The organism is Priestia sp. 179-F W1.4 NHS, from assembly GCF_045369295.1.
Lineage (GTDB): Bacteria > Bacillota > Bacilli > Bacillales > Bacillaceae_H > Priestia > Priestia zanthoxyli.
On record NZ_JBIQFF010000033.1, the window covers coordinates 1 to 7882 of the forward strand.

General features: G+C 31.3%; 7 protein-coding genes, 1 tRNA gene and 1 pseudogene. 2 read left to right on the forward strand and 7 right to left on the reverse strand.

What is annotated here, in order from left to right; all coding sequences use genetic code 11:
- The first annotated feature begins 978 nt into the window (after positions 1 to 978).
- Positions 979 to 1410, forward strand: a complete 432-nt coding sequence (locus ACH0CI_RS27625) for a replication/maintenance protein RepL (protein WP_406902606.1) — start codon at positions 979 to 981, stop codon at positions 1408 to 1410.
- Positions 1411 to 1541: 131 nt separating this feature from the next.
- Here the strand turns inward: ACH0CI_RS27625 and ACH0CI_RS27630 are convergent, their stop codons facing one another.
- From ACH0CI_RS27630 to ACH0CI_RS27645, 4 genes and pseudogenes are all read right to left on the reverse strand, one after another.
- Positions 1542 to 1760 carry a spore germination protein gene (locus ACH0CI_RS27630; RefSeq protein WP_406902607.1) on the reverse strand — a complete coding sequence of 73 codons (219 nt, stop codon included), beginning with the start codon at positions 1758 to 1760 and terminating at the stop codon, positions 1542 to 1544.
- 247 nt (positions 1761 to 2007) lie between these two features.
- Positions 2008 to 2292, reverse strand: coding sequence for a hypothetical protein (locus ACH0CI_RS27635; protein WP_406902608.1), 285 nt, complete (start codon positions 2290 to 2292; stop codon positions 2008 to 2010).
- Positions 2293 to 2789: 497 nt separating this feature from the next.
- Positions 2790 to 3404 (reverse strand): annotated as a pseudogene (locus tag ACH0CI_RS27640) (DUF1796 family putative cysteine peptidase).
- A gap of 188 nt (positions 3405 to 3592) precedes the next feature.
- Complete coding sequence (locus tag ACH0CI_RS27645; RefSeq protein ID WP_098113506.1) at positions 3593 to 4327, reverse strand: hypothetical protein; 735 nt, start codon at positions 4325 to 4327, stop codon at positions 3593 to 3595.
- Positions 4328 to 4514: 187 nt separating this feature from the next.
- Here ACH0CI_RS27645 and ACH0CI_RS27650 point away from each other — a divergent pair, with 187 nt between their 5' ends.
- Positions 4515 to 5363 carry a hypothetical protein gene (locus tag ACH0CI_RS27650; protein WP_014462079.1) on the forward strand — a complete coding sequence of 283 codons (849 nt, stop codon included), beginning with the start codon at positions 4515 to 4517 and terminating at the stop codon, positions 5361 to 5363.
- A 550-nt stretch (positions 5364 to 5913) separates the two neighbouring features.
- On the opposite strand, the gene ACH0CI_RS27655 is transcribed toward ACH0CI_RS27650, so the two are convergent.
- The 3 genes from ACH0CI_RS27655 to ACH0CI_RS27665 form a co-directional block, all read right to left on the reverse strand.
- On the reverse strand, positions 5914 to 6111 hold the full coding sequence (locus ACH0CI_RS27655; RefSeq protein WP_014462077.1) for an IDEAL domain-containing protein: 198 nt from the start codon (positions 6109 to 6111) through the stop codon (positions 5914 to 5916).
- Between the two features lie 180 nt (positions 6112 to 6291).
- Positions 6292 to 6903: a recombinase family protein gene (locus ACH0CI_RS27660; protein ID WP_014462076.1), complete on the reverse strand. Its 612-nt coding sequence runs from the start codon at positions 6901 to 6903 to the stop codon at positions 6292 to 6294.
- Between the two features lie 909 nt (positions 6904 to 7812).
- A tRNA-Glu gene (locus ACH0CI_RS27665) sits at positions 7813 to 7882 on the reverse strand.

The window sequence follows — 7882 nt, forward strand, 5'->3', positions numbered from 1 at the left end:
ATAAAAGATAAAATGATTCCTATGTAAATAAATGCATTCACAGAGACTACTTTCTGTGAATGCATTTATTTACATAGGGCAAACTACACAAGATGTATAAAAACATCACAACTAACTTATGTCATGAAAAAACTATTGGTCCTTAATGGGCTAGTAGTTTTTTCTGTTTTCAAGCTGTATATGGTATACAGCCTTAGTTAACATAAAACCATTTTCAGGAACCTTCACAATAAAAAAACCATCGAAGAGAATACTATGTAAAACGCTAAAGGTGGCTTAAAACTAATATGTATCAAAAAATAAATAATAAGCTGAGCTTTATCTTAATTATGGGTTTTGTATCTATGTTAGCAGCGTTTGCTCAAACTCTTTGGTTACGAAACGCTTTAGAGGATTTAGAAAGACGAATAACTAAAAAGTTCAATAACAATAATTAAACATACATACTATGCTGCATCTTGAGCAAACTATTCAAGATGAATTGTATCATCACTTTACGACTACCTTTCAATAAACAAAAAAAGTTACTCTTGAGCTGGTAGCTTTTTTTGTTTTTTTGCTGTATATCACCTACAAAGTTAATTAACAGAAGATGACTTATAAGAAGTAAAAAGGCCTTATAACTAATTGTTTTAAGGCTTTTTTATTTTGTAAAACGAAATACATAATAAAAATAAAAGAAGAAAAAAGATTTATATATATTGCTATAAACCTTGTTATATAAAGGTTTATAAGGGTTTTTAAAAAGTTAAAAATAACTCATATACGAGTTTATTTTAACTCCTATAAGGGTTATTTTTAACTCCTATAAAGAATTGATAATAACTGTTTTAAAGAGTTGTTTTTTCGAAAAAATCAAGAGTTAGAAATAACACTATAAAAGAGTTCATTTTAACTCCTATAAAGAGTTGATAATAACTTAAATATAAGTTAAGATAAAAACATATTAAATGGTAAAAAATGATAGAGGTGGTTAATGTGGCTAAGATATCAAAAGTAGAAACAACGGAAGAAACAACGAGTGTTTCTTTTAACTATGGAAAAGAACCAGATTATATAAAAGTATATTTAGACAACATTATTGTGTTAGCAGAAATACAAGGATGGATAAGCAAGGTATTATATGAGCTTATTAAAGGCGTAACTTATGCAAATAAAGGACAATTTATCATCATTAACTCAGGATATAAACGAATTGTAGCTGAGAATTTAGGGATTAAACAACAATCAGTAACTAATGCAGTTAATCAGTTAACCAAAAAGAATATTCTAATAAAAAAAGAAACAGGCGTATTCCTATTAAATCCTCAATTCTTTGGAAGAGGTGAATGGAAAGACATTTCTAAAATTAGATACGAAGTAGAACTAAGTGCAGACGGAAAAGTTATGAGATTAAAAGATACAAATTGAAAAAAACATTAAAACATCGTGTTCATTCTTTTGAACACGATGTTTTCCACAGCTGCACATATATGCTCACTTTTAGTTAACATAAAACGTTTTATCGGAAAAAAAAGCTCTATCCTATAAGATTAGAGCTTTTAAATATTTCCTGTACTATTTTGATCAGAAACATCAGGATCTACAGTATTGGTTCCTGAAACTCCAGAATTTGTATTAACAAAAATCCCAGTATTACCGCCTCCAGCACCAGATGCTGACTTAGTATTACTTTTTGGTGAAACATAATAAGTATCCCCAAAAGTCACAATTCCCCCAGTAACATTTGGAATACAAACATTTGCAATCAGTATTGGCATGCTATTCATCCTTTTAGAGATATTAATGTGGTAAATGTAATATATGAATTTACTTCTTATTAAGTACCTGGACTACTACGAATAAATTTTTATATCTTGTGCAAACTACTCAAGATACGTGAGCTATTACTTTTAATACCTTGATAGGTTACTGAAAAAACTCCTGGTCAATAGCAGGAGTTTTTTCTATTTTTAGGCTGTATATCATATACAGATTTAGTTAACATAATGTGAATTCTCGGTACTCTTAACGACCAAACATTAGAGCAATAATAGCCACAATCAACATAATAATTAGCAATAATACATTAACTTTAATGAAGAATAAGGCCCATTGTTTGTTTTTTATAGCAAAATAAAAAACAACAATATGAAACAACACAGAGATTGTTCCTCTCGTAATAAATTGCATCCCTAATCCGTAATCTGTAAAAAAAAGGTACAAACCTAGCAATAGAGAAAGAATAAAAACGGATAAGTATGAGTTACGAATTAACTTTTTTCCTTTTTGTTCATGTTCAAATAAATACATGTAGAATACCTCAACGTTGGATTTTATACCATTTTATCAATAATATAACTTCTAATCACTATGTATATTATATACAACCTTAGTTGACATAATCACTCTTTCCGGAACACATCAAAAAAGAGAACCCTTCTGGGAGTAAGGGTTCGAAAGAGGTCTCATTTATGAGTTATGCAGCTTTTTATACATCGTTGATTTGTTAGGCTTTTCATTAGGAGGACCAACATATTCGATGAATAAAAAGCGCACCTTTTATTCATATGCTCATACTTAAAAACACAGTATTTATTGTAATATTATTTTTTTATGTTACATTATGTAAAAATAACATTATTATTTACTTGCTGTGTTATTCATTCTTCGACGAATGTGAATCATAAAAAAGCAACCTCTCTCCAATGCCATTAGGTATGAGGTTGCTTCTCTTATTTTGAAACTCTTCTTATGCTTTCATTTTATTGTTTTCTAGAACTTAATGTTATACCTTCTAAAACATAATTCTATGTTTCCAGGTCATTAGGGAGTCTCGGTACTTTGACTGCACATACTTTATCAATTCCCCAATTAATTTCACTTACACCCTTGAATCCTTCTTCAGGGCATAGAATAAGAATATTAAAATTACCTTTAACAATCTGTTCTAAAATTGCTTGTAATTCTAAAGATTGCTCATAGGTAGCAGCCCATCTAATAAATAAAACAGATTCAGAGGTTGTGATTTTTTCTATAAAACGATTAATTCGATTTGTAAGTTTTTCTTTATAGGAGGTGTATGTGGCACTCCAATGTTGATGTGGAATGATTGGGAAATCGTGGACTGAAATAATATTATAATGAGTATCCTCTATTAAATAAGATTGCACCCCTTCAATTAAGACCCCATCATCGACAAATGCAAACGCTCCATCAGTTAGTTACATGTTTTCAAGTTCCATAAAATTGCTGAATTTATTTTTCAGTAACCTATTAACATCAGAAAGTGATAGAGATACACTCCAGTCTAGTGGTCCAGAGAATGTCCTTAAATTTAAGCGTTTTAATTCCATTGCAGGATTACAAGCACTGCCTAAGCTAACAATTACATCGTATGATCCCTTAATTTCTTTTAGGTTCAACAGAATTCTCCTTTTTTATGACCTACTATATTAAATAGTGAATTGAATTGTACTAGTTGTAAAAAATATTAAATACAAAAGTGAAATTATAGGGAAAAAATCCTTTTTAAACATTCTTTAAGTGCTAATAGTTTGGTTTATAATCTTTCGTTTTGTATATATCATGCACTACTTTTAAACTAGTTGATTTAATTAAAATATTTATAGAACAAACTATCGGGTACATCGGGCTTTTTGGGTTGATAACTTCTCATAACGCACATTGGACATTCAGAAATAAAATAATTTGTAACTTTAGGGTCGTCGTAACCGCCCCTATGGAGCCAAGCATGAAACATAGAGCCTATAAGCAGGCCGGCAGTTACATTCGGTTGTTGGAGTTGATATACATTAACAATCATAGATAACGGCGTTTGAGTCTTAGTGACTGTCGGTGGTAATTGTATTGTTATAGGAGAAGGGGTGTATATCCAATCTATCCTAGCTCTTTGGGATCGACGAAGCCCATTGTCTTTAATGACTTCTGTCAATTGTTCCATAGCTAAATCTGTGGCCTGTTTTCCGTCTGTAACATTAACACCAAAATAACGTAAAGGCTGTAAGTTTTTCACCGCATATGTGTTCGTGCAATCAGCCAATTGTGATACACCATTATTAAATCCATTGTTCCATTTTTGTGTTAGATGCAACGACCAGTTAAATAATACACCTTTAATAGTGTCTTGAATTTTTTGTACCTGGTCTGGAGTAAACTGCTTGGAAATATCAAAGAAAATAGTTGGTGGTAAGTCAGAGATGCCTTGGGGGATAGGGACTGCAAAAGCTATTTCTCTATAAATTTGTAGTGGAAGGTATTGTAAGAACTCTTTATCTTGATTTTTTTGAATAGATTTCTCTAAATTTTGTTTACTATTCGTTAGCAATGTTATGTTCCCCTTTTTAAAAAGGTATTTATATTAACAGAATATGCTACCAATCAAAAAGAGTTTGGACATGCTTAAAAAGAAAATATTTATTATTTTACTTCTCTTAAATAAAGAAGCATTTTTATCATCGTACAAGCATTCCTTGATCTAATGAATAATATATCAAGAACAATAGACAGAAAGGGTGGTAAAAATAATTAAGAACGATAAAGGTAAAAGAGAAAATGACTGCGTTCAAAATCAACCAGGACTCCCACTAGCTACTACAGTTAATTTAGCAGTTGTAGGTGATAGTCATGTAGGTTTTTTAAACAGTCAAAGTATGTTTAATACCCTTTTGCAAAGAGTAGTGAACAATGGTAATAAACGATATATTATATTTGGTGGAGATGATGTACACGCTTTAGGTGCTTCTTCAATACAAGTAGCTGAAACATATTACCAACAGTTCACTAATATTTTAAATAATGTTTTAGGATCAATTCCCTTCAGATCTTCTATAGGAAACTGGGAGGCTACTAACAGAAATAACAGTAGAGCTTTATTTCGACAGTACATCAATCGTTATTTAACTGGCTATAGAGTTATTCCTGGAACACAAGGGTTGGTGCGTCATGTTTGGTTAGATAATGGTCGAGGCGGGGTATTTAGCCAGGATAGCTTAAACTTGCTAAGTAACTTAGATCCTAACTATTATTACATTATTGATTTTCATTGGCCTTTGAGAGTTCCAGGTATAACTACGGAAATACATGGTGATCATGTTATGACTCAAATGCAGACAAACATGTTTTTTAATGCTATACCCTCTAACGTAAGGAACAAAATTTTAGCGATTTTCACTCATCATGCACATAAATTTTTTGCTAACTCAGTTACAATCAATCCTAACTTTCCTAATACCTCGTTTTTTGTAACTGGATGTTCAGGGGACTATGCATGTATATCCAGCGAGAGAGGATACTATGAATTAAATTTAACAGTCCAAAATAATATAGCTACTTTGCAAACCATAAAAACTCGCGTTCAATAGCTTGAGGAATAAAGAAGACTACATTAATAGTAGGTAGGGTAACCTTAGGCAACTTTCCATTCTCAAAATGCAAAAATCGCCAGCTTATATAACTAGCGAAAAGCTGCATTTATTATTTCATTTGTATAAGTTTACTTTTTATAACATATTATCTCCTTCATCTCACAACTTACTATTTCTTAGTACGTATGATCGTGTTACATTAAAAGATAAAACTATTCCTTTGATCTTTAAGGAAGATAGTTTTATCTTCTTTTTACAATATGTCTCCATCAATCCGGAAAGGGAGGATTTTATGAGTAACATTCTTAACTTTAATAAGTTTCAAAGACATAAAATAATGAAGAAATTTCTTCGTTGCGCTTTAGTAACAGGAGCAATTATGATCTGCTGCATGCTTGCTTATTTACTAATCTTAATAGAAATATATTCTCCTGCTCATTATCCCATTTATATTGAAGCTAAACCATAATAATTGTGTTCTTAACCTCTTATGAAAGATACTCAGTCTGGTTTGTTTATATAATGACTTCCTATTTCTAATTATTTACTAAGATACAAATTTTAGTTCATCCGTTAAACGCAAAAAAGCTTCTTTGTCTTTATTCTTTAAGGACTGATCAATCTCTTCAAGAATTTTACCTCTTTTGAATTGTTTCGTTACTTGACTTAAAAACAATTCAGCTAATATTTCATCAGATATATTTTTTTCAATTTGACTCATTTCGTTGGATATATTATTTTCCATAAACGATTAACCCCTTTATCATTTCTCTTTTAAAAATAGTGTTTCCTTTTTTCATTGTTTTAATACGAGATTAATAGATAAATTAGTATATAGAAGAATGTGGAATAAAAGATAACTTGACACAAAGAATAATATTTATTTCAAAGCTCTAAAGGTAAAACATAAACTAGCTTAAACAGTTTACATATTCATTGCATCCTCATGTTGTTTTACTAATTTATAAAACGTTGTCTTTTTTACATTCGCTTCCTTCATTGCCTGTACGGCTGTAATTTCATTTCGTTTCCAACGGTTATAAGCCTCAATAAAATCTTGGCTAACTTGGGCTTTAGGACGGCCAAAAGATATACCACTCTTCAGCGCAGCATTAATTCCTTCTCGCTGGCGTTTACGAATACGATCTCGTTCTTCTTGCGCCATCCAGGACAAAATTTGAAGAACCAAATCTGCAATAAAGGTTCCCAAACTATCCTTATACTGAGTCGTATCCAGCAAAGGCATATCCAAGACAACAATGTCTGCCTCAATTTCTTTCGTAATAGCATTCCACTCTTGTAAAATTTCTTCTTTGTTACGACCAAAACGATCTAGTGAATGAATGTAAAGAATATCTCCTTTACGAATCATTCGTTTTAGTAATTGGTACTGTTCTCGATTGAAATTCTTTCCACTTTGTTTATCCATGAAAATATCTCGAGGAGAAATGCCCACTTCTTCCATGGACTGAAGTTGTCGTCCTTCATTTTGATCTCGGCTGCTTACACGGATATATCCAAATTTTCTATTTTCCATTTTTATACTCCCTTTTGTGTCTATCTTCTTTTTATTCTACCAAAAACGTTCGTAAAAGTGTATTAGATAAAGAGAACGTTCGTAATTACTTTTCTTACTTAAACGAACGATAAAAACAGTAGATTTCTTATATAAAAGGAAAGTTCGTAAAAGTATACTTTTACGAACTTTCCTTTTATATATTTATTAAATGTATAGAAGTATTTCCTTAGTGATTTAAACATTAGCCAAATAACTATGTCATGAACAATACATAGGAAATTGATATTATATTCCCTATTAAATTAATGTGATAAGAAGAAAGGTCTAAATTTATGCAGAGATTATTTAATTACAGCATTTATTAATAAAAAACATTAAATTATATGTCTTTAACGTGCAGAGAAACGCTCTGTAAGGAATTTAACTTTTGTTTTACACACAATGGGGGGATTAGATACAAATTTTCAGCAATTAAGAAAAGAGATTAGCACAACTTTTATAAAGGCATTTATATTAAGGAGAATATTTTATTTAAGGTTTTAAGTTATTAGTACATAAAATGGTGGAGATCTTTAAACATTGTTTCTCGTTACAGAAGAGTCCATTCGGTTAAGGTCTATGAAAGTTGACCGTTTTTTGGTCATCACCTGTTTGTTCGAATCATCCTCTAAAGACCCCGTACCATCACATTGTACTATTGAGCAGATTCAAAGAACGCTTTTTCCGTTACGTCTCCTTCAACATCAGCAGCTTCTGCTGATCCAGAAGAACCTCCTAAATTCGGTAGAGCTAATGGAATCGCTAACTAAATAACTAAACTTACGGCAGAAGCTACCACAGCTTATTTCGCTTTTCTTATTCAATCTCCTCCTAATTTTATTTAATAGAAATAAAAAAGCAGTTTGCAAATGCAAACTGCTTTTTTGATGACCCGTACGGGATTCGAACCCGTGTTACCGCCGTGAAAGGGCGGTGTCTTAACCGCTTGACCAACGGG

Bases quoted from the DNA above. Each gene is read 5' to 3' on its own strand.
- ACH0CI_RS27630 (WP_406902607.1), bottom strand. From the start codon at position 1,760: ATGCCAATACTGATTGCAAATGTTTGTATTCCAAATGTTACTGGGGGA.
- ACH0CI_RS27635 (WP_406902608.1), bottom strand. From the start codon at position 2,292: ATGTATTTATTTGAACATGAACAAAAAGGAAAAAAGTTAATTCGTAAC.
- ACH0CI_RS27655 (WP_014462077.1), bottom strand. From the start codon at position 6,111: ATGGAAAATAATATATCCAACGAAATGAGTCAAATTGAAAAAAATATA.
- ACH0CI_RS27660 (WP_014462076.1), bottom strand. From the start codon at position 6,903: ATGGAAAATAGAAAATTTGGATATATCCGTGTAAGCAGCCGAGATCAA.